At 61.8% G+C, this 20,992-nt stretch carries 22 protein-coding genes; 9 read left to right on the top strand and 13 right to left on the bottom strand.

What is annotated here, in order from left to right; translation table 11 throughout:
- Positions 1-84: 84 nt before the first annotated feature.
- Positions 85-852: an EAL domain-containing protein gene (locus PSH86_RS17435; protein ID WP_305483837.1), complete on the bottom strand. Its 768-nt coding sequence runs from the start codon at positions 850-852 to the stop codon at positions 85-87.
- A 179-nt stretch (positions 853-1,031) separates the two neighbouring features.
- On the bottom strand, positions 1,032-1,736 hold the full coding sequence (locus PSH86_RS17440) for a phosphoribosyltransferase (protein WP_109753064.1): 705 nt from the start codon (positions 1,734-1,736) through the stop codon (positions 1,032-1,034).
- A 338-nt stretch (positions 1,737-2,074) separates the two neighbouring features.
- Here PSH86_RS17440 and PSH86_RS17445 point away from each other — a divergent pair, with 338 nt between their 5' ends.
- The gene (locus PSH86_RS17445; protein WP_176687702.1) at positions 2,075-2,638 is read left to right on the top strand and encodes a GNAT family N-acetyltransferase; all 564 of its coding nucleotides are present in this window, start codon (positions 2,075-2,077) and stop codon (positions 2,636-2,638) included.
- A 56-nt stretch (positions 2,639-2,694) separates the two neighbouring features.
- On the opposite strand, the gene PSH86_RS17450 is transcribed toward PSH86_RS17445, so the two are convergent.
- Complete coding sequence (locus PSH86_RS17450; RefSeq protein WP_116832600.1) at positions 2,695-3,606, bottom strand: universal stress protein; 912 nt, start codon at positions 3,604-3,606, stop codon at positions 2,695-2,697.
- A gap of 418 nt (positions 3,607-4,024) precedes the next feature.
- On the opposite strand from PSH86_RS17450, the gene PSH86_RS17455 reads away from it, so the two are divergent.
- The 3 genes from PSH86_RS17455 (at position 4,025) to PSH86_RS17465 (ending at position 6,056) form a co-directional block, all read left to right on the top strand.
- On the top strand, positions 4,025-4,948 hold the full coding sequence (locus PSH86_RS17455; RefSeq protein ID WP_305483838.1) for a universal stress protein: 924 nt from the start codon (positions 4,025-4,027) through the stop codon (positions 4,946-4,948).
- Between the two features lie 251 nt (positions 4,949-5,199).
- Complete coding sequence (locus PSH86_RS17460; RefSeq protein WP_109753067.1) at positions 5,200-5,634, top strand: YeeE/YedE family protein; 435 nt, start codon at positions 5,200-5,202, stop codon at positions 5,632-5,634.
- A gap of 2 nt (positions 5,635-5,636) precedes the next feature.
- Positions 5,637-6,056 (top strand): YeeE/YedE family protein, encoded by a 420-nt coding sequence (locus tag PSH86_RS17465; RefSeq protein ID WP_305483839.1) that lies wholly within the window; start codon positions 5,637-5,639, stop codon positions 6,054-6,056.
- Between the two features lie 20 nt (positions 6,057-6,076).
- On the opposite strand, the gene PSH86_RS17470 is transcribed toward PSH86_RS17465, so the two are convergent.
- The 7 genes from PSH86_RS17470 to PSH86_RS17500 are packed head-to-tail and all read right to left on the bottom strand — an operon-like array spanning position 6,077 to position 12,371.
- Positions 6,077-7,444, bottom strand: coding sequence for an ATP-binding protein (locus PSH86_RS17470; RefSeq protein WP_116832602.1), 1,368 nt, complete (start codon positions 7,442-7,444; stop codon positions 6,077-6,079).
- Positions 7,441-8,103, bottom strand: coding sequence for a response regulator (locus tag PSH86_RS17475; protein WP_305483840.1), 663 nt, complete (start codon positions 8,101-8,103; stop codon positions 7,441-7,443). Before PSH86_RS17475 ends, PSH86_RS17470 begins: the two co-directional genes overlap by 4 nt.
- Before the next feature lie 11 nt (positions 8,104-8,114).
- The gene (locus PSH86_RS17480; protein ID WP_305483841.1) at positions 8,115-8,759 is read right to left on the bottom strand and encodes a tetratricopeptide repeat protein; all 645 of its coding nucleotides are present in this window, start codon (positions 8,757-8,759) and stop codon (positions 8,115-8,117) included.
- Positions 8,756-9,565, bottom strand: coding sequence for an SDR family oxidoreductase (locus PSH86_RS17485; RefSeq protein ID WP_163858338.1), 810 nt, complete (start codon positions 9,563-9,565; stop codon positions 8,756-8,758). The genes PSH86_RS17480 and PSH86_RS17485 overlap by 4 nt, the downstream gene beginning before the upstream one ends.
- The gene (locus PSH86_RS17490) at positions 9,552-10,226 is read right to left on the bottom strand and encodes a TenA family transcriptional regulator (protein ID WP_305483842.1); all 675 of its coding nucleotides are present in this window, start codon (positions 10,224-10,226) and stop codon (positions 9,552-9,554) included. Before PSH86_RS17490 ends, PSH86_RS17485 begins: the two co-directional genes overlap by 14 nt.
- Positions 10,223-11,704 (bottom strand): AMP-binding protein, encoded by a 1,482-nt coding sequence (locus PSH86_RS17495; protein WP_305483843.1) that lies wholly within the window; start codon positions 11,702-11,704, stop codon positions 10,223-10,225. Before PSH86_RS17495 ends, PSH86_RS17490 begins: the two co-directional genes overlap by 4 nt.
- Entirely contained in the window at positions 11,694-12,371 is a 678-nt protein-coding gene (locus PSH86_RS17500; protein WP_109753075.1) for a thermostable hemolysin, read from the bottom strand. Before PSH86_RS17500 ends, PSH86_RS17495 begins: the two co-directional genes overlap by 11 nt.
- Positions 12,372-12,615: 244 nt before the next feature.
- Between PSH86_RS17500 and PSH86_RS17505 the strand changes: the two genes are divergently transcribed.
- On the top strand, positions 12,616-14,322 hold the full coding sequence (locus PSH86_RS17505; protein WP_305490371.1) for an amidase: 1,707 nt from the start codon (positions 12,616-12,618) through the stop codon (positions 14,320-14,322).
- Between the two features lie 43 nt (positions 14,323-14,365).
- Here the strand turns inward: PSH86_RS17505 and PSH86_RS17510 are convergent, their stop codons facing one another.
- Entirely contained in the window at positions 14,366-15,220 is an 855-nt protein-coding gene (locus PSH86_RS17510; RefSeq protein WP_109753076.1) for a LysR family transcriptional regulator, read from the bottom strand.
- A gap of 74 nt (positions 15,221-15,294) precedes the next feature.
- Between PSH86_RS17510 and PSH86_RS17515 the strand changes: the two genes are divergently transcribed.
- Positions 15,295-16,251, top strand: coding sequence for a DMT family transporter (locus PSH86_RS17515; protein ID WP_305483844.1), 957 nt, complete (start codon positions 15,295-15,297; stop codon positions 16,249-16,251).
- A gap of 13 nt (positions 16,252-16,264) precedes the next feature.
- Here PSH86_RS17515 and PSH86_RS17520 read toward each other — a convergent pair whose 3' ends face one another.
- The gene (locus PSH86_RS17520) at positions 16,265-17,191 is read right to left on the bottom strand and encodes a LysR family transcriptional regulator (RefSeq protein ID WP_305490372.1); all 927 of its coding nucleotides are present in this window, start codon (positions 17,189-17,191) and stop codon (positions 16,265-16,267) included.
- Positions 17,192-17,341: 150 nt separating this feature from the next.
- Between PSH86_RS17520 and PSH86_RS17525 the strand changes: the two genes are divergently transcribed.
- The 3 genes from PSH86_RS17525 to PSH86_RS17535 all read left to right on the top strand — a co-directional run bounded on the left by PSH86_RS17525 (position 17,342) and on the right by PSH86_RS17535 (position 20,103).
- Positions 17,342-18,541, top strand: coding sequence for an MFS transporter (locus tag PSH86_RS17525; RefSeq protein ID WP_305483845.1), 1,200 nt, complete (start codon positions 17,342-17,344; stop codon positions 18,539-18,541).
- A gap of 324 nt (positions 18,542-18,865) precedes the next feature.
- Positions 18,866-19,333: a cyanase gene (gene cynS / locus PSH86_RS17530; protein ID WP_109753081.1), complete on the top strand. Its 468-nt coding sequence runs from the start codon at positions 18,866-18,868 to the stop codon at positions 19,331-19,333.
- A gap of 110 nt (positions 19,334-19,443) precedes the next feature.
- Positions 19,444-20,103, top strand: coding sequence for a carbonic anhydrase (locus tag PSH86_RS17535; RefSeq protein ID WP_109753082.1), 660 nt, complete (start codon positions 19,444-19,446; stop codon positions 20,101-20,103).
- On the opposite strand, the gene cynR is transcribed toward PSH86_RS17535, so the two are convergent.
- Positions 20,039-20,959 carry a transcriptional regulator CynR gene (cynR, locus tag PSH86_RS17540; protein ID WP_163858332.1) on the bottom strand — a complete coding sequence of 307 codons (921 nt, stop codon included), beginning with the start codon at positions 20,957-20,959 and terminating at the stop codon, positions 20,039-20,041. The two genes, PSH86_RS17535 and cynR, sit on opposite strands and share 65 nt — an antisense overlap.
- Positions 20,960-20,992: the final 33 nt, after the last annotated feature.

Genomic DNA, 20,992 nt, shown 5'->3' on the forward strand with positions numbered 1-20,992 from the left:
GGAAGAACTGCTGTAGTGCGGCGGCGTCCTGTTGCCTTCCAATGGTGCTTTCTGACAACTGATATCCTTGGAATCGCAAAAAAACTAATCAAAGCTGCCAGCCGAAAGCCGTCCGACCTCAGGCCGTGCGAACAGATACCCCTGCATCAGTTCAACCCCCATGCCTGATAGCGTCGAGCTTTCCGCACGGGTCTCGACACCTTCGGCGATAACCAGAATCCCCAGGCGCCTGGCGACCAGGATGATGCCTTCAACGATCGCTTGCTTGACGGGGTCTTGATCGATAGTGCGGGTCAACGCCATATCAATCTTCAGCACCTGGGGCTGGAACATGGCCAGCAAGTTAAGGCCCGAATAGCCAGAACCGAAATCGTCAATGGCAGTCGTGAAGCCTTGACGCTCATACTCCGCGAAAATGGCTTTGAGATGATCCGGGTCGTCCACCCTTTCGCCTTCGGTGACTTCGAACATGAGCCTGTCCCGCGGGAAATTTGTCAGGCGCGCAGCTTCCAGGGTGGCCCGGATACAGGTCTCGGGCCGGTACACCGCGTTGGGCAGAAAGTTAATGCTCAGCAAGCAATCGGGGATGTCCAGAATGCCTAATCTTGCCGCTTCTTCGATGGCCTTCACGCGACATGCCTGATCGAATCGGTAGCGGTTGCCGTCGTTCACCAACCCCAGAATGTAGCCTGCCGACTCGCCATTGACGCCCCTGACCAACGCCTCATAGGCAAACACCGCGCGCGTTCGGACATTGAAGATCGGCTGGAAGGCCATGGTGAAATCAAATCCCAGCGCCTCATGGTTACGGCACTCGGCGCAACCGAGTGATTGGAACGCAGAGCCTTTCATCGTGATCAGTCTTCCGTGGTGGTAATGGCATGTCTTTGCCGCTGCACAGAAGTGTAGCCATCCTCACTGAATGAACATGGGCCTATTGGAAAGGCAGACCCTGCCCCCTGAAGACTTTGCCCCGCTCTTACCGATCAAGCGCCCAGCGGCGGCACTGCAACTTCTTCGAGGGGCCTCCTTTATGGAACTGGCGAGCGGCTGGAATGGCGGTCATGGGCCTCTCGCTGCCAGGCTCGCGCCAACAAATCGACAACGACTTCATCCGAGGTCTGCGAAAAGTCCTCATACCAATAGCCAATTGAACCCATCCAGTCAGGCATAAGCGGGCAAATCACCTCATTCACTTCGCTGCGCAGCGCCTCCACCGTTTCAAGCGGACCAACCGGCACGGCGACGACGATGCGCGAAGGGGCTTGCATTCGCACCGCGTGGATCGCCGCCATCATCGAAGCCCCGGTCGCCAGGCCATCGTCGATCAGGATCACCACTCGGTCCTTGAGCTGCATAGATGGACGAGTGCCCCGATACGCCTGCTCACGCCGCGACAGCTCCTGGGTCTCCCGCGCGACAACGGCGTCAAAACTGGCTTGATCGATCGAATGAGCACGAAGCGCATCGTCATTCAGGATTTGTATGCCGCCGCCGGCAATGGCGCCCATGGCAAATTCAGGCCTGGACGGCACGCCCAGCTTGCGTACCAGCATCAGGTCCAGATCGACCCGCAGGGCAGTGGCCACCTCGTAAGCCACCGGAACTCCACCGCGAGGCAAGGCCAGGATGATCACCTCAGGCCTCTGAGCGTATTTGAGCAAATGTTCCACCAGCCCTTGTCCTGCGGCGCATCGGTTCTTCAAGACCGTTTGCAATGAGGGACTCTGAGTCATTGGAAAGCCTCCCCAGGCGATGGTGCCTGTCGTTTCGTTGCGAACACATCCTCAGGTTCCCCTGCCCCCCCCCTTTATCTCAAGAGTCTTGGAGGAGCGTGCCTGCTGCGCTTGCAATTGCAGCGCACTTGAACTGTGCCTGCCCATTGGCCTGACGGGCGGTGAAGTCGAGCGTAAGCGCTCAAGCGGTTTGATCGGAATCAAGCGCGGGCCAATCGACGGACGGATACCCAGGCACTGATCCAGATCAGAATCGTTCGCCGTGGCGGGCGTAGAACAGTACCGATTACCTAGCTTTTTACCGCACCGCACGTGCACATCCGAGGGAGGATCGCACCATGCTCACTGTCAAAGACCACAACGAACGCGCCGCTGCCCTGTATGCCAGCATCAGCGGCAAGCACTGGATCCAGGCACTCAAGGACGGCCGGCATGTGCTGATCAGACCGCTTCGGGAACAGGACCGCCAGCGCGAGTACGACTTCATCATGCGCCTGTCGCCGGAGTCCCGGCACATGCGCTTCCTGGCCCAGATCAACGAACCAGGCGCGGCACTGCTCGATCAGTTGATGGAAGTCGACTGCAAGACGCGCATGGCCTACATCGCCCTGGTCCATGACAACGGCGAGTTGATCGAGATCGGGGTCAGCCGCTATTGCGTGACCCAGGAACACGAATGCGAGTGCGCGGTGACGGTCGCCGACCCCTGGCAGCATCTGGGGCTGGGAACGCTGTTGATGGAACATCTGATCGACGCCGCGCGTAAAAACGACTTGCGCCAGATGTACTCCGTCGACGCCGCCAGTAATGCCCCGATGCGGGACCTGGCCCACAGCCTGGGTTTTGAAACCCACAGCGATCCCGACGACCCCCGCCAGGTCATTCACCGCCTCTACATCTAGCTAACCAGTACGCTGGCGCGAGGCCTTGGTACGGCTTCGCGCCAGTGTTGATCCCATCATGCTTGCGGCTTGATCGCCAATACGCTGCAAGGCGCCCGTTGCAGCAGGAGTTCGGCGGTGGTGCCCAGGCGCCTGTCCAGGCCACGATGCGCCGTGGTACCCATGACGATGACATCAACCTGGTGATCGGCGGCGAACGTGCAAATGCTGTTCAGCGGCGCCCCTTCGATGAAGTGGCGCTGCTGTGGCGAGACGCCATGCCGCTCGGCCAGGGATTCGAACACCTCATGCTGCGCCTGGCCCAATGTTTCGTAGAGCCCGGTGGCGAGAGGGAGCGCACCAATGCCCATATCTGCGGCGTAGACGGCCGTCCAATCGAAGGCGTGCAGCAACTCGACCTGGGCGTTGCATTGTTCAGCCAGTTTGACGGCGGCGTCGACGATCCGGTCGTTGAACACCAGGTCCTGCTCTTCGCTGCGCAGCACGTCGACAATCGCCAGGACCCGCCGAGGCCGGGGGTGACGGGAGTCCGTGACCAGATGCACCGGCACGGGACAGTCACGCAGCAAACGCCAGTCCAGGGGCGTGAAGAAAACCCGTTTCATCGCCGGTTCCGGCTGCGCATCCTTGATGATCAAGGCCATCGGCATCTCCTTGACGTATTGCTGCAAGGCTTGAAAGGCATCCTTGCTCCAAACTACCTCACAGGTCACCTCGACGCCGTGCCGGCGCGCCAGTTCGGCCTGTTGCCAGAGCCAATGGCGATGGGTTTCCAGGTAGCCCTCACGCGCTAGCCTGACCTGCTCCGGGGCGAAAAGGCCGGCCACCGAGAGCAGCTCCAGGTAGTCGATCGCCACAATGTGCAGGGGCAGGTCCAGCGCCAGGGCCAACTCGGTGGCGCGGTCGAACGCCGGCGTACGGATCATGGCGTCAGGGGCCAATAGCAACAAACGTTGAGTCTGGGACATGGAACACCTCGGCACGTGGCGACAGCCACTTAAAGGATTGAGGGTTCCAGAATGGACGCCTGCCAGGGACAGGACTTGATCTTCATCAAACGGCCATCATTCAGGCTGACAAACAGGGGAGCAACAGCCCCGCCCACATCGCCAACGTTGCCAGCACCTGGCCGGGGATCACATACCCGGCGAAACTTCGCCCACCACTGATCCAGGGGCCAGAGCCGGTTGCGCTCATGACCTGAGGCGACTGTTCATACTCAAACATAGCGCGATTGACTCGCCGCCGCGGCCTTCGATGCACGCTTTGAAGTGTGTTTGATGCAAATCAAGTTACCAGGCGCCGTGGCGCTCATGATCAATGACAGACACCACGCCGCGCGAACACTCGCCCGGTGCCAACAGGTCCTTGCCCGAGAGGTTTGTCATGTCTACGCAATCACGCTTGATGCTGGTCGTCTCGCCACTGATGGAACACAGCCCGGCGTTCGACCGGGCGGCCGCGCTGGCCAAGGCCGAAGGCGCCGCGCTGCATATTGTCGCGTTTGACTACCTCGAAGGCCTGGCCACGGCCGGCCTGGTCAACGAGCAAGCACTGGAGCAGATGCGCCTGGGCTACATTGAGCGCCATCGGCACTGGCTGGAGGAACAGGCCAGGCCGCTGCGCAAACTCGGTATCGAGGTCACGACAGAAGTAACGTGGGTCGAGCGCCCCTTGCAGGAGATCCTGGTCCACCTCAAGGAAGCGCCCATGGATGCGCTGATCAAGTCGGTGGATCCTGAGTCCTGGTTTTCCCGATTGATGTTCACACCGCTGGACGTGCATCTGCTGCGCGAATGCGAAGTTCCCCTGCACTTCGTCAACAAGGTCGTCCACGCTCGTCCGCGCAAGATCCTGGCGGCCATCGATCCGTTTCATCAGGACGGGCGTTACGAAGGCCTCAATGAACGGATCCTGAGCGAAGCCAACAAGCTGGCCACCAGTTGCGACGCGACGCTGGAAGTCATCTACGCCTATGACCTCTCGTCCATTACCGCCGCCGAATACGGTTATGGCAACGGCTCGCTGTTCTTCTCCTCGACCCTGGCCCGCCAGCTCTACGAATCCCAGGGCGCGGCCTTCGATGCACTGGCCGAACGCAACGGCATCGCCCCGGACCAACGGCGCATGATCATGGGAGACCCGGCCAAGGTGTTGGCCAGCTACGCCGCATCCCATGACATTGATGTCATTGTCATGGGGCGCGTGCGCTACGGCAGCTTGGACAAGCTGATCGGCAGTACCGTGGAAGGCCTGCTGTACAAGATGCCCTGCAGCGTGTGGGTGGTCGCACCGCAGCAGGTCGGCTGAGGGCGTGATCGGCAATGACTGACCCGCGGGCATGGGACTCCTTGCTCGATGAGACGCTCGGGCACCACATTCGCCGAGGCTTGGCACGCGTTGCCTGCGCAAGGATTCGACTGCGCTTGTCCGAGCCCTTGCCTGCCGCACCCGCATCGGGAACAAGCCTGTAGCCCCCAGTGCTCAAATGCATTGTCGGCTATCCTCCCGGTACATGCCCGAATCGCTCGGCCTCAATCACTTTTTGCCTGAGAAGCGCCATGAACATCGACTGGCTCAACTTCACGCCATGGTCCGCCCTTGCAGGCGGCATGCTGATCGGCCTGGCGGCCAGTCTGTTCGTCGTCGCCAATGGGCGCATCGCGGGCGTCAGCGGCTTGATTGGCAGCCTCCTGCAACGGGGTGGCGAGGGCATCAGTGAGAAAGCGCTGTTTCTCCTTGGCCTGCTGGTCGCGCCACTTTTATGGGGGGTGTTTGCCAGCCTTCCACCGATCGAATTCCAGAGCGGCGTGTTGGGTCTCATCCTCGCGGGCCTGTTGGTCGGCGTCGGCACCCGCTACGGTTCAGGCTGCACGAGTGGTCATGGCGTGTGCGGCCTATCGCGGCTTTCGCCGCGCTCCATGGTAGCCACCGCCTGCTTCATGTTCAGCGGCTTCGTCACAGTGTTTGTCCTGCGTCACTTGCTGGGGGGCTGAACATGCTCAAACTCACGGCGTTCATGGCCGGCCTGCTGTTCGGTTTCGGCCTGCTCCTGGCGGGCATGACCAACCCGAGAAAGGTATTGGCGTTCCTGGACTTGGCCGGTGCCTGGGACCCTTCCCTGGCCCTGGTGATGATCGGCGCGATTGGCACCGCCATTGTCCCGCTGACCTGGGCACGCCAGCGCAGCCACTCGTTGCTGGGAAGTCCCATGCAATTACCGGCCAAGCGTGAACTGGACCGACGCCTGATCGGCGGCGGCCTGGTGTTCGGCATCGGCTGGGGCATCGCCGGCATCTGCCCAGGCCCCGCCGTGGCCATGCTGCTGACCGGTCACTGGCAAGCCATCGTATTCGCCTTGGCCATGCTGGCCGGCATGATGCTGTTCACGGTATTGGAAAACCGACGGGGCCACTGAGGCAAAATCGTTGATAGGTGCTAAAAGCGACAAATCTCCAAGGTCGCGCACAACCCGCCTTCGGCCCGATTCTCCAGCCGGATCTGACCACCCAGGCGCTCGGCGATAGTGCGTACGATCGTCAGCCCCAACCCGGCCCCCTGATCGTTGCCACGGCTGTAGAACCGCTCGAAGAGCCGCTCACGCTCGGCCTCGTCGATACCCGGCCCCTGGTCTTCGACTGACAGCTCGTAGTGGTCGCCCTTCCTGGCCAGCCGTACGGTGATCGTGCCGTTGGCCGGAGAAAAATTGGCCGCGTTGGTCACCAGGTTGTTCAAGGCAATGTCGATGGCCACCGGGTCGATGCGAACCGGGCCGATATTCTCGCTGACATCCAGCACCGGCTCGAGTCCCTTGCTCAGCAACCAGGGAGTCAGTTGAACCAGGCTCGCACGAACCGTGGCCGGCAGGTCGATGACCGCAGGCGTCGGAACGCCTGTCTGCGGTTCAAGCCGCGCCATGGTGAGCAGTTGATTGACCAGGCGCGTGGTGCGATCGACCCCGGCGATCAGGTGTTCCAAGGACTCGCGCCGGCTTTGCTCGCTCCCCGCCTCCATCAGGTTCTGCGCATGCACCCGCAGCACCGCCAGGGGCGTGCGCATCTCGTGGGCGGCGTCGGCGATGAAACGCCGCTCACGACCCATCACCTCCTGGATCTGCGCCAATACACGGTTGAGTGCCGCCTGCATGGGCTCAAGCTCGGTAGGAAGCGGCATCATTTGCAGGGGTTCAAGTGAGCCGGGATGCCTGGCGCGCAACTTGGCCGCCATATCGACCAGGGGCTTGAGCCCCCAACCGATGGCCAGCCAGATCACCGCGGCCAGCAGAACGCTGCCGATCAGGTTGGGCACGACGGTGTGACGGACAATCCGGTCGACCAGGTCGGCACGCACGTCGTCGCGCTCACCCACCCAGATCTTCAAGCCATATTGCGCATCGTCCAGGACGAATGCCCGCCATTTACGGTTCTTCTGGTCCACGATCTCACTGAAACCGGGCGCACTCGGCGGCGAGGTAAAAGACGGCGCACTGGACGTATGCACCAGCACCGAACCTTGTGAATTCCAGACTTGAAAGGCGATCTTGCTTTCATAGGGATGGCCGTCGACTTTCGGCACCGCCTGCCCCAACGCCGAATTGAATGCCTGATACAGCTCGGCATGCTCCTTGCTCGCCATCGGCATGCGCATCACGCCCTGCAACAACCGGGCATTCTGCGCCAACTGGGCATCGTAGACCTCGGCGATTTCGTGGTTGCTGTCATGCAGGTTGAATACGGTGATGATCAACAGGCCAAGGAACAGCAGGCCGAGAATCAACGTGAGGGTGCGACGCCGGATCGAACTCATCGATGCTCCTCCACCAGGTAACCGACACCGCGAATGGTGCGGATCAGGTCGGTGGAGAACTTCTTGCGCAGGTGATGGATGTGCACTTCCAGTGTGTTGCTCTCGGCCTCCTCGTTCCAGCCGTAGAGCAACTGCATCAGATGATCGCGGGTCATGACGCGGCCCGGCGGCGAGAGCAGTTCATGGAGCAACTGATACTCCTTGGGCGTCAGGGCCACCGGTTTGCCCTGGTAACTGACTTGCTGGGTGCCGGGGTTCAGGCTGATGCCGGCATGTTCGATCAACGCCTGGGCGCGGCCGGCGCTACGGCGCAACAAGGCCCTTAGCCGGGCCTTGAGTTCCGCCAGATCGAAGGGCTTGATCAGATAATCGTCGGCCCCGGCGTCCAACCCGGCAATGCGATCCTCGGTGGCATCCCGGGCGGTAAGAATCAGCACCGGCAGGTTGGAGCCACTGTCACGCAAGCGCCGCAACACTTGCAGGCCGTCCATCCGTGGCAAACCCAGGTCGAGTACCGCCAGGTCGAAGGTTTCACTGAGCAGCGAATGCAAGGCGCTGCTGCCGTCCTGCAACCAGTCGACGGTATAGCCTTCACGACTCAGGGCCTGGTGGATGCCTTCGCCCAAGGCCACGTCATCTTCGATCAGTAATAAACGCACACCCGCTCCTGTCAGTTCAGTTGCTTGTTTACATCCACCAGCAAAGCGTCGATCTCCTTGCGGCGCCCGGCATCAGCCGTTTCCCGACCCGGCCGCGGCGCTGCCTGCAAGGCTTTTTGCAACGCCGCCCTGGCTTCGCTGTAACGTTTTTGACGGTAGAGGTGATCCCCCCAAAAGTACAGGCTGTCAATGCCGTTCGGGTTGAGTTGCAAGGCCTGCTTGAGCAACTGCTCGGCCTTGTCCGAATCGCCGAAACCCAGGGGCCAGCCCGGCACCCGGTCGTAGAGTGCGCCAAGACTGGTGTAAGCCGACCCTTGCAGGGCCTTGGCGTCCAGGGCCAGGGCTTTTTCCAGGTCGCCCTTGGCTTCCTTGACCTTGCCCAGCGCACCGAGCCCGCCCTTGGCCCCGGCCCAACTGCTGTTGACGATGCCAGACCAGATCCAGGCTTCGGCCAGCGACTGGCGCTCCTGCTTGAACGTCGCGGCCTGGGTCGCGAGTTTTTCGAACGCCTCGGCCCGTTGGCCCTCGGGCAACTCGTATTGAATGTGTGCCCAGTTCTGCTGGATGTCGCCCAGGCGTTGCTGGTCGGCAGCCTCCAACGCCCAGACGCTTTGGCTCAAAGTGCCGATCAATAGGCAAGCGAGGATTTGCTTCATGGCTTGAGGTGCTCGTTTTCGGGTTTGTGACTGAGGCGGCGGACCAGCGGCAACTGCTTGCGCAGGCCTCGGTCCACCAGGTTGGGCAGCAGGCTGTTGAGGCCGACGAAAAAGCGTTCGGGCCAACCCAGGTAGAGTTCGCGACGGTCACCGACGATGGCGTGGACCACTGCGGTCGCCACGGTTTGCGGGTCGTCGACGTTGGCCTTGAGCGCCTGGTTGAGCGCATCGGCCGCCGGGCTGTTCATCGCGGTACGGGTGGCCCGGGGCGCCACGTAGAGCACCCCGACACGGGTGTCGGCCAGTTCCCGGCGCAAGGCTTCGGAAAAACCGCGCAAGGCAAACTTGCTCGCGCAGTAGCTGGCATAGCCCGGGTAGCCGATTGATCCATAGGTCGAACCGACGTTGACCACCATCGCGCTGTCGGCCTGCTTGAGCAGCGGCAAAAACAGTTTGGTCAGGCAGATCGGCGCGCTGATGTTCAACGCCAGCATGGCGTTGATTTCACTGTCGTCGAGTTGTTCGAGCATCGCGAAGTGGTTCACGCCAGCGGCATTGATCAGCAGGTTGATGCCACCCTGGGCCTCGGCGGCGACCAGTACCTTGCGTCGGTCGGCCAGGAAGGTCAGGTCGGCACCGACCCAGAACAAATGCTGCGGGTAGCGCTCCAGCAAGGGCTGCAAGGCTTCACGATGCCTGGCCACGGCCAGCACCCGCGCACCACTGGCGCACAAGGCGGCGGCGATGGCCTGGCCGATTCCGCCGCTGGCCCCCGTCAGCACGACACGCGCATCACACAGGCGCATGTTCATGCTCCCCGTCACGAGGCAAACCCCGGAACATGTCGGTGTACAACCGGTACACCACCTTGGAGGCGTGGATCACCGCAGCCTGGTCCGCCGGATCGTCCAATCGGTTCATCAAGCCGCGATAGGTCTGCATATGCTCGATGTCCAGCGAACCATGGGAGCTGAGGTAGCTGAACGCCGTGGGCGGCAGTTCCAGGCGCTGGCGGATACTGTCGGCGGCATGGGTCGCCAGGGCGATACTGGTGCCCTCGAGCACATTGACCATGCCGAACAGGCCCACCGGGTTGCCCCGGGCAATCAAGTCATAGAGGTAACTGACCATCAGCTCGATGGGCAACGATGGCTGGCCGTTGCGCACCGCATCCTTATCGCCACCGCACACGGCGATGTCATCCAGCACCCATTGCTCGTGGCCGTACTCTTCGTCGATGTATTCGCACACGGCCTTGCGCAGCCACTCCAGTTGCGCTGGCAGGCGCGCCCCGCACGCCATCATCAACGGCACCGTATGGCGCACGTGGTAATACGCCTGGATCAGGAATCCCCGGTAACTGGCCAGGCTGACCTGGCCGTCGAGGGCATCACGGATGATCGGCAGATTGAACAGGGTCTGGCGCTCTTGCTGGGTGACTTCTTGCAACGTGTCAAAAAAACTCATGACGGGGACTCCTCGGACAAGACAGATGAAGTGAGCTGCGCCCGGTAATGCTCGACAATGGCATCCCGGCGTGGCCGGCCATTGGCGGTGAGCATGCCGTTGGCAGCGCTGAAGGGTTGATCCAGGCGCGTCCAGCGATGGACTCGGGCGTAATCGGGCAACGTGTCGTTGGCCTTGGCCACGGCCAGTTCCAGGGTTTGATCAGTGCAATCGGCGCGGGCGGGCCAGAGCAGCGCATGGTTATGGGGCAAGGCTTCGCCATAAACGAAGGCCTGGGCGATATCACCGCCCTGGGTGAGTTCGGCTTCAACCCATTCGGGGTTCACGTTGCGACCGAAACTGGTCACGAACTGGTGCTTCTTGCGACCGCGCAGGTAAAGAAAACCGTCTTCGTCGAATTCACCCAGGTCACCGCTGGGCCACCACTCGCTGGTGTGCAGGGGCTCACCCAGGTAACCCAGCAGGGTCGAGCCCTTGATCATGACTTCGCCGTCATCGGCCAGGCGGACCTCCACATGGGGCAGAGGCTGGCCGACACTGCCAGCGCGATGAGCCTGGGGCCGATTGAGACAGACCACCGAGGCGCACTCCGACAGCCCATAGCCTTCAAACACCGGCAGGCCAACCCGCTGGGCCCGTTGCAACAGATCGTGGGACACCCGTGCCCCGCCAACGGCGGCGAATCGCACGATGTGCGGGTTGAACATCTTCTGTTCGGCGGCCGTGACCAGCATCAACAGCAGTTGCGGAACCAGGATCAGGCTGTGCGCCCGACGCTCGGCCAGGCACCCCAGCAGGCGCGTGGGGTCGACCCCGCTGACACCCTGGATGCCGAGGGTCTTCTGGCTGGGCAGGCTCAGCCTGGCTCCGGCATACAACGCCGCGTAGCAGCCAAGGTTCTCCAGCAGAATCGCCAGGGGCAGCAATGCCAGGTGATGCCGGACCTCGACCGGTTGGCTGGCCTGCTCCAGTTCACGGGCTACCCGCAACAGGCTGTCGGCGCTCAGGCAAACGCCTTTCGGGGTGCCGGTGGTACCGGAGGTGAACGTCAGCTTGGCGGTGCCCGCCGGCAGGCGGCTTGTCCCGTCGAAGTGCCGCCGCCAGAATTCACCGCCGTGCTGGTATCCGGCGGCTTGCAGCTCCGCTTCGAACGCAGGCTCGGCAATCACCCGCTCGGCCTGACTCTGTTCCAGGCAGTGCCGACGTTGAGCCTGGCTGAAAAAACCGGGCAGGATGACGCAGGTCAGCCCTTCGAACAGTGCGGCAAGGTCCCAGAGCATCAGTTCGATACCGTTGTCCAGGGCCAGGGCGACAACGCTGATGTGTTCATCGCGCAGACGTTGCTGGCGGTACACCACTTCGGAATAAAGCGTTGCGTAGTCGAGCTGCGAGCCGTCGCCCCACAGCGCCACGACATGGCCCCTGCGTTCAGCGTGACCGCGCAGGGTGCGCTTGAATCGTTCCATCTCAGGCGACATGGCTGGTTTCTCCAAGGTCCGTCGGCAATCCCAGGCGATTGAACAGGCCGGTATTGCGCAGATGAATGAAACCGGCGCGGATATTCCCGACATGAACCCATGGCTGGCTCTCGTAGTAGCGGCCCCAGAGGTGGCGATCCTCGCCGAGACGCTGCGGGTCGGCCGGGCACAGGGTTACAGGCTTGAGCCCCAGGCGATGGAAGCTGTTGACCAGGCCGATGTTGCCGGTGAACGCGACCCACTCCAGGCCGCCCATGGCCAACAGATAAGTGATCGCAATGATGCTCAGTCGGGCGCTTCCCGTGTCGTTGGCAGCCAGGTTGCCCACCTCGACGATGCCGGCACGGTCCACCGGACGCTCGGCGGCGGCGCTGATCAAAGGCTCGATGGAACTGTCCAGGTAACGTTCGAGGAACAGCGGCCCCTGTGCGGCCCGGCGCACCCCAGCCGCTGCGCAGAGCGTGCCGTGGACATCGTCGAGGCCAAACAGCTCCGGCATGAAGTGACGAATATCGGCGCCATGGACCTGGCGAAAACGCTGCTGGATGAACGCTTCGAACTCAGCTCGCCGAGGTTGTCCCGGCAGGGCCCGGTGCAAGTGGCGCACTGGTGGGCCGGCGTCGCCAAAGGCCAGCGGCAAGTGGATGTTCCAGTCGAAATCGGGCATGGGTCAAGGTTCTCCCTCGGGCTATTGGGAGAAAGTATCGGGGCCGTTTCTTAACGAAGTCTGAAGGTGACAAATTTGCGCTCGTTGAAGAAACAGCCCTGCCAAATCTGAGCTGCCCCTTATTGTTATTCCGTAGTACAGTGGCAAAGACCGATAAATATCCACTTTGAGATGACCTGAAGTGTCAGGAGCAACTTCAATGGACCCGAACACCCCGCCATCCCTCTGCCGCGGCGCTAACAACATGATCGAAATCACCGAAGCCTCCATTGCCCAATTGCGCGCTGCGCTGGAGTCGGGCCAGACGACGGCGGTGGCGCTTGTCCAGGCCTACCTCGCCAGGATCGATGCCTACGACGGCCCCGACACGCCCACGGCCCTCAACGCGGTGGTAGTTCGCAACCCCGACGCATTGAAGGAGGCCCAGGCCAGCGATGCCCGTCGGGCCAACGGCCAGACCCTGGGTCCGCTTGACGGCATTCCCTATACGGCCAAGGACAGTTACCTGGTCAAGGGGCTCACTGCGGCGTCCGGCAGCCCGGCGTTCAAGGACCTGGTTGCCTATCGCGATGCGTTCACCATCGAGCGGCTGCGCGCCGCCGGGGCCATCTGCCTGGGCAAGACCAACATGCCGCCCATGGCGAACGGCGGCATGCAGCGCGGGGTCTATGGCCGTGCCGAGAGCCCATACAACGGTAACTACCTCACCGCGCCCTTTGCCTCGGGTTCCTCCAATGGTGCGGGTACGGCAACCGCCGCCAGTTTCGCGGCGTTCGGCCTTGCTGAAGAAACCTGGTCGAGCGGACGCGGTCCGGCGTCGAACAATGGCTTGTGTGCGTATACGCCGTCGCGCGGCGTGATCTCGGTGCGTGGCAACTGGCCGCTGACGCCGACGATGGACGTCGTCGTGCCCTTCGCCAGGACCATGGCCGACCTGCTCGAAGTGCTGGACGTGGTGGTAGCCGATGACCCGGACACCCGTGGCGACCTGTGGCGCCTGCAACCCTGGGTGCCGATTCCGAGCGTCGCCTCGGTTCGTCCTGTCTCGTATCCGAGCCTTGCCAGCAGCCCAGCCGCGCTGTCAGGCGTTCGGTTCGGCGTGCCTCGGATGTACATCAACGCCGATCCTGAAGCGGGCACGGCCCCAACTCCCGGCATTGGCGGCCCGACGGGGCAGCGGATCGTCACCCGGCCTTCGGTGATCGACCTCTGGGAGCAAGCGCGCAAGGCCCTTGAGGCCTGCGGTGCCGAAGTGGTCGAGGTGGATTTCCCCCTGGTATCCAACTGCGAGGGCGATCGTCCCGGCGCACCGACGGTATTCACTCGCGGCCTGGTTTCCAAGGAGTTCCTGCACCACGAATTGTGGGACCTGTCGGCCTGGGCATTCGATGACTTCCTGCGGGCCAACGGTGATCCGAAGTTGAATCGCCTGGCCGACGTCGACGGCCCGAAAATCTTCCCCCACGACCCGGGCACCCTGCCCAACCGGGAAGACGATCTGGCCGCCGGCATGGATGAATACGTGAAGATGGCCCAACGGGGCATTACGCCCTGGGACCAGATCCCTTCCCTGCCCGACGGCTTGCGCGGGCTTGAAGAGACGCGTCGAATCGATCTGGAAGAGTGGATGCAGCGGCTGGGCCTGGACGCGGTGATCTTCCCAACCGTGGCCGATGTCGGGCCGGCGGATGCGGACGTCAACCCGACGTCTGCCGATATCGCCTGGAGCAACGGGATCTGGGTCGCCAACGGCAACCTCGCCATCCGCCACCTGGGCGTGCCCACGGTCACCGTGCCGATGGGCGTCATGGCGGACATCGGCATGCCCGTCGGGCTGACGTTTGCTGGCCGTGCCTATGATGATTCGAGGCTGTTGCAACTGGCTTCGGCGTTTGAAGCGACGGGCTCCAAACGCCTGGTCCCGCCTCGGACGCCGCCGTTGTCGGCTTGATCCGTTCATTGTGGAGGGCTGCTGTGCAGCCCCCCACACCGGTCTACAGTCGAAAATACTGTTGCATCGCACGAGATAGCAGGCTCACGGCTTCATCCTCGTGTGACGCCAGGGAGCGCATGAACACCACCTCATGCTCCGCGATAACCGGCAGGTCTTCGAGGATCCGCATGGCATCCGTCACCCGCGCACGGTCTATCAGGCTGATCGCCAGCCCGGCCTCCACGCACGCCTTGACGGCCTGGGTGGAGGGGCTTTCCAGGACGACTCGGATCCTGCGGCCGCTTTGCCTCAGGGCCTCCATCATCGCTTGCCGATAAGGGCATTGCGCCGCATGCACGGCCAGCGGCAGCGGCTCCATCGAGGCCACCGTCGTGTGGACCGGACCGACCCAGACCGGCGTGGTGGAAACCAGCACTTGCGCCTCTGCGCTCAACGGCCCCTTCGGCTGCGCGACGACCGCTGCCTGGAGCTTGCCGCGCTGCACCAGGTCACGTAGCGCGTAGCTTGGCGCGGTCTTGAGCTCCAGCACCACGTTAGGCCACGCGGCGGCGAACGTCGGGAGGATGTCGCGGATGACATGGTCTGCGTATTCATCCGGCACCCCCAAAGTGATGCGTCCGGCCAAACGGGTTCCGTGCAGGTCGGCCAGCACCCGGTCATGGGTGCTCAGCAGTTCCGTGGTCGCCACGAGCAAACGCTTGCCCAACGCGGTGAGGGATACCGACTGATTGTCCCGATTGAGCAACCGCCCGCCAGCGACCGCTTCCAAGCGCTGGATATGCACGCTGACCGCCGCCGGGCTTTTGTGCAGTTGTTCTGCCGCCGCACTGAATTTCCCGATCCGCGCCACCGCATGAAAAGTCCGTATCAAGTCGATATCGAGTATGGCCGTCATGATTCAATCTTCGTGAATGACTGATGCATTACATTTTGATTTATTAGATTAGCCGGGTTTCGTAGCCTGTGGTCATGAACCCGAATAAATCGATGACATGCACGTCCCTGCCCAGGCCCGCCTGGTATTGGCTGATTCCATTGCCGTTACTCGAGGCCGCATTGCTTCTGTCATGGAGCTCCGGTTTCATCGGCGCGCGCTTTTCCATCGATTACGCGCCAGCACTGCTGGTGGTGTTCTGGCGTTGCGTGGTGGTCACACTTGTCCTGTTCCCCTTCGTCGCCAGGGAGCTACGCCGAACCTCAGGTGTGGTGCTGTTGAAAAATGCCGGCATCGGCTTGCTGGCGATGGCGGGCTACCTGGCCGGTATCACCCAAGGCATTGCCCTGGGTGTACCGGCGGGCCTGGCCGCACTGGTCGCCGACCTATTGCCTCTGGGCCTGGCGCTGCTGGCTGCGGGCGTGCTCAGACAGCGACTGGCCTGGCAGGTCTGGGTCGGCCTGCTCATCGGTCTGCTCGGTGCCATGCTGGTGACCCAGGGCGCGCTGGCGTGGGGCAACGCGCCGTTGTGGGCCTATGGGCTGCCGCTGCTTGGCATGCTCTCGCTCGCCGTCGCGACCCTGTGGCAGAAGGATCTGACCGCCGAACAATCACTGGGCCTGCTGCCCAACCTGTGGTTGCAATGTTGCGTGTCAGGCCTTGCCTTCGCCCTGGTCGAGGGCGCCCATAGCAGCCTGGCGCCGCTGCCCAGCACAGGCTTTGCACTGAGCGTAGTGTGGACCGCGGGTCTATCGACGATGGGTGGCTATGGACTCTATTGGCTGTGCCTGCGCCGCGCGACGGCCACCCGAGTTGCCAGCGTCCTGTACCTCAGCCCGCCCGTTACGATGCTCTGGGCCTGGGCCATGTTCAACGAACCGCTTTCATGGCAGATGGCGTCGGGCATGGCGATATCCGCCATCGGCATCTGGCTGGTCGTCGGTGCCGAAGGCCGGCAGGCCAGGCATCAAGCGTCTGAGCGTGAGTCTTGACAGCCGGAACTCGTTACCCCTGCCCTCCAACCGTTTGAGCCAGGCTGGCCGTCAGCACGTCCAGTAAAGCAGCAACCTTGGGAAGCTTCTCACGGCTTTTCTGCCAGGCAAGATTGATCGCCATCCCATCGGTTGCCAACTGGGGTAGCACTTCAACCAATGTCCCTTCTTCCAGTTGCCGCTGGACCAACCAGGAGGGTAATTGCGCAATACCGCAACCGGCCAATACCGCAACCACCAGGCCCTCGCCATCGCCCACCACCAGCTTTGGCGATACCTGTTTCCTGAGCGTTTCGCCCCTGTGGCCCCCGGCAAAATTCCAAGGACTGACATTTCCGTCCGGCCAACCGTAGGCAATGCACTGATGCCGCTCCAGATCGAGATCGACCAGGGGCGTGCCATGCCTGGCCAGATAGGCCGGCGATGCGCAGAAAATATGCCATTCGCGGCCCAGGTAACGATGCCCCCACGTGTCGGGCCATATGTCCGCGCCTCCTAAACGGATCACGATATCCACCCCTTCGTGCACTGGGTCGATGAAGCCGTCGGAGAACGAAATGTGTGGCACCAGTTGCGGATAGCCTTGCAAGCATCGCAAGACGATAGGCAGCACCTGGGATCGGCCGAAGGCCCCGGGAAGGTCGATCCGAACCCTGCCACGCGGCTCGGCGTTTTCAGCGTGCAGAGACAATTCAGCCTCTTCCAGGTCTGCAAGCACGCCTGCGCAGGTGCGAAGGAAGATGATCCCCGCATCGGTCAGCGAAACCCGTCGAGTCGTACGGTCGAACAGGCGAACCCCGAGCCGGCTCTCCAGGCGCGCGACGCTTTTGCTGATGGCAGAACTGGTAAGGCTCATCCGCTCGGCGGCGGCCTTGAAGCTGCCGGATTCGGCGACACAGACAAATACATCGATCCCCTTCAATCGCTCCGAGGAGAACATGGCCATCCTTTACTCATGAACTGGATTCACTCAATACAAGAAAAATCATCATAAATCAGAATTGAATTCCTCAGTAAGCTTGGCCGCTGCGTTTCCGTCCGCGAGACGACGCTGCCCCCCTATAAACATCTGCAGTCGTATGAGGCAAGGATGCTCGCTACCCTTAAAAGCTACCCCACATCAGTCAATTTGCTGCTTTCTGCGTCACTCATCCTGACGCTGGCTCGGGCAATCACATTGCCCTACCTGGTCATTTACCTGTCGGACAGCTTTGAATTGAACGTGGCCGACATCGGCCTGGTGATCGGCAGCACATTGATCATCGGTTCCCTGTTGAGCCTGTACGGCGGCTTTCTGGTCGACAATATGTCCAGCCACCGACTCATCCTGGGGTTCAGCGCACTGTTCGCGGCGGGTTTTCTCGGAACGTTCCTGGCCCGTGATCTCTGGTCGTTCTACGGCTGCCTGGTGCTGATCAACCTGGCGTATGCCGTCATCGATATCGCGGTCAAGGCCGGGTTTGGCAGCTTGCTTGCAGTCGCCGATCGCAGCGAAGCGTTCTCGATCAAATACACGCTGACCAACATCGGCTACGCCGTTGGGCCGTTTCTTGGCGCGGGGGTGGCCAAACTGGACATCGGCTTGCCATTCCTGTTGTCCGGCATGCTCGGTGCCGGGTTCTGCCTGGTCTATTTCGTCTGGGGCGACAGAGGCCTGGCGGTCGTCGATACGAGCCACAAACCCGTGCCCTTTCTGGCCGTGGGCAAGCTCCTGCTGCGGGATTACCGCTTGGTGTGCTTCACCCTTGGCGGCCTGCTCAGTGCGGTGGTCTTCGGCCAGTTCACGGCCTATCTCTCACAGTACCTGGTGGTCACGACAACAGCCCAGTTCACCTACAGCATCATCAGTGCCGTTGTGACAACCAACGCGCTGATGGTGATCAGCCTGCAATACCCCATTGGCCGCAGGATTTCCCACCATCATCTGAACCTGTGGCTGGCGGCCGGGCTGAGTCTGTTCATCGTCGGGCTGGCCGGCTTCGCCCTGGCCGACACCCTGGTGTTGTGGGTGATCGCCATGGCGGTGTTCACGGTCGGAGAGATCATCGTCTTTCCCGCTGAATACATGTTCATCGACAACATCGCACCCGACCACCTGCGCGGCATGTACTACGCCGCGCAGAATCTTGGCAACCTCGGCGGGGCCTGCGGACCAGTGCTGTGTGGCGTCGTTTTGGCAACGCAGCCGCCTCACTACATCTTCTACATGCTCGCCCTGTTCATTGTTGCCGGGGGTGTGTTTTATTTCCTGGGGACTTGTCGGCTGGTCGACTCGCCGGCCAAGACGTAACGGGAGCCTTATTCGGCGCTTCCTGAAATCTGGGTTTCAGGGTATGTCAGCTTCAATCCACACACCTTCGCGGCAAGACTCAACACCGCTTTGCTGGCCTTGTTTTCAAACGGGCATTTCCATCGAAGCGATCCGCACGTTACCTGGCATTCAATTAGGAACAACGGCATGAAGGGTTAGTTCTCCCAGCATGGGACGGCCCCAATCCATAGGAAACACCAATACATTGCATTGCATATCGGTCTTGGACGCTATAGCTCAAGCGGCAGATGATGGCTTCACCCAAGCGACATCAACCCGCCCCAAACCGATAGGAGCTACGCCATGCAACAGTCTCACGCCTACAATGACACCAGCCTGGCCCTGACCACCGAAGTGCTGGATGCCAAGGCGCGCAAGAACCTGTCCTGGCAGGACCTGGCCGACGACACCGGCCTGAGCCTTGCCTACGTCACCGCCGCCCTGCTCGGCCAGCACCCATTGCCGGAACACGCGGCCAAGGTGATTGGCGAGAAACTCGACCTGACCGCTGACTCGATAGCCCGCCTGCAAATCATCCCTCTGCGCGGCAGCCTCGCCGGTGTGCCAACCGATCCAACGATCTATCGCTTCTACGAAATGATCCAGATCTACGGCACCACCCTCAAGGCGTTGGTCCATGAGCAGTTCGGCGACGGCATCATCAGCGCGATCAACTTCAAGCTCGATATCAAGAAAGTCGAGGACCCGGAAGGTGGCTCCCGCGCGGTGATCACACTGGACGGCAAGTTCCTGCCCCTGCGTCCGTTCTGACCGGTCATTGGCCTGTAGGCTGCGGCCAAACCACTCAACGATCTTGCTACTGGCTGCTCCCCGCAGCCAGTCACTTCATTCATCTCCAATTTCATTACAAGGCGAACATCATGAAAGCGCTCATCGAAGGTTTCCTGAAGTTCCAGGAAGAGGTCTTCCCACAACGGACCGATCTGTTCAAACACCTGGCCACCACGCAACACCCAGGCACCTTGTTCATCACCTGCTCCGACAGCCGCGTGGTGCCTGAGCTGCTGACCCAGCAGGAACCCGGCGAACTGTTCGTGATCCGCAATGCCGGCAATATCGTGCCGTCCTACAGCCCACATCCAGGCGGCGTCTCCGCCACGGTGGAATATGCCGTCGCGGTACTGGGCGTGAAGGACATCGTAATCTGTGGTCATTCCGATTGCGGCGCGATGACGGCCGTCGCCAAATGCGCTTGCATGGATCATCTGCCAGCGGTAAGCGGTTGGCTGCAACACGCCGAGTCGGCCAGGGTCATCAACGGGTCACGACCTCACGTCGATGACGCGGCGAAAGTCAGTTCGATGGTGCGTGAAAACGTCATCGCCCAATTGGCGAACATCCAGACGCACCCGAGCGTGCGGCTGGCCCAGGAGAAAGGCCTGCTGAACCTGCACGGCTGGGTCTATGACATCGAGACCGGATCCATCGATGCCCTGGACACCGATAATCGCAGCTTCAGGCCCCTGGCTGAAAATCCTCGGGCGTGTGCCGTGCCGGCCCGCACGGCGACTGCAGCATGATGTCCATGAAGGCCATGGATGCCGCACTGTGATAGTTGTTCTTGCGCCGCAACAGCGCGGCCCCACGCCGAGGGGCCGCGTCCAGCAACGCCAGTTTGCGCAGTGCGCGCTCCTGGGTGGCGATGGGCTCCGGAAGAATGGTGGCAACGGTCGAGTGCCTGATCACTTCCAGCAGTGTGTTGACCGAGTTGACCTCGATGCTCACTTTTGGCGTGATCCGGGCCTGGGCGAAGTATTCGTCGATGCACGTACGGGTAGCAAAGTCGGGGGTCAACAAAGCAAATTCCAGTTGCCCGACCTGCTCAGCCGTCAGTGCGACCTGGCAGTCGTATAACGGGTGATTGCGCCCCACCATCAGCCCCAGTGTCTCGCTGAACGCCGGGATCGATTCGATATCGGCATGCCTGGCCTGATCGAAGGCGATGGCGATGTCCAAGGTGTCATTGGCCAGCCCCGCCTCGATGTCGACCATCGACAGCTCGAAGATCTGCAGATGGATATTCGGGTATCGCGCGCTGTAGTCACGCACCAGCGGCCCGACCAGGTAAGCCATGAACGTCGGGGTCATGGCCAGCCGCAAAGTGCCGCGGGAGAGGTCCTTGACGTCGTGCAGCGCCCGCTTTCCGGCCGCCAGTTCCACCAGCACCCGACGGGCACATTCAATATAGGCCGCGCCCGCATCCGTCGGCCGGACCGTGCGAGACGTGCGGTCGAACAGACTCACACCGAGGGTTTCTTCCAGTTGCCGAATCTGTTGCGACAGGGTCGGCTGCGAGACGTGCAGCACCTCGGCGGCGCGCGTGAAGCCGCCGTGGTCAGCGACCGCCAGCAGATACCGCAAGTGACGTAGCAACATCGGAACCACCACCTGGAGCTTGAGCATTTCCAA

Origin of the sequence: Pseudomonas sp. FP2300 (assembly GCF_030687595.1) — a bacterium.
Taxonomy (GTDB): Bacteria; Pseudomonadota; Gammaproteobacteria; order Pseudomonadales; family Pseudomonadaceae; genus Aquipseudomonas; species Aquipseudomonas bijieensis.